At 33.9% G+C, this 552-nt stretch carries 1 protein-coding gene and 1 pseudogene; both read left to right on the forward strand.

The genetic code is table 11. The annotated features are described in order from the left end of the window. Positions 1 to 277, forward strand: a 277-nt coding sequence (locus ACF91D_RS31520) for a MurR/RpiR family transcriptional regulator (RefSeq protein WP_392438661.1), incomplete at its 5' end; no start/stop codon positions are given. Positions 278 to 288: 11 nt separating this feature from the next. Continuing rightward, positions 289 to 552 (forward strand): annotated as a pseudogene (locus tag ACF91D_RS31525) (M20 family metallopeptidase); the annotation flags it as partial.

Consider the following 552-nt stretch of genomic DNA (forward strand, 5'->3'; position numbering starts at 1 on the left):
TAAAGATACTGTGCACTTTTTCAATCAAGCTAAGATGATGGGGGCAAAAACTATTGCCATAACTGATGCCCAAGTATCGCCAATCTATAAATCAGCAGATATAACATTTTTTGGTAAAACGAATCGAGATGTTAGTGGATATAACGAAATAGCACCGGTGATTAGTCTTTTAAATGTCATAATCAACCAATACCGCACAACATATCACGATGAAGTTAAACAACGTATTCAACAAATAGAACGGTTAAATGATCAATCCAATAATTTAGTAGAGTAGGAGTTGTTTTGATGCGTAATATAAAACAATATTTAACAGAGCATAAAGCAGACATCATTGAAGATATTCAAGCACTCGTAAAAATAGAATCACCAACTAAAGATAAAGTGGCAGTGGATAAAGCTGGTAGTTGGATCAAAGATAAAATTAAATCCTATTTAAATATTGAACCAGAAACCATTGAACAACACGAAACGGGTAATCATATTCGTTTCACAGTCGGAGAAGGTGAAGAACAAATCTTACTTAGCGGTCACTTTGACACTGTATGGAAT

The organism is Staphylococcus sp. 231237_7MaSpsaltlick, assembly GCF_043107035.1.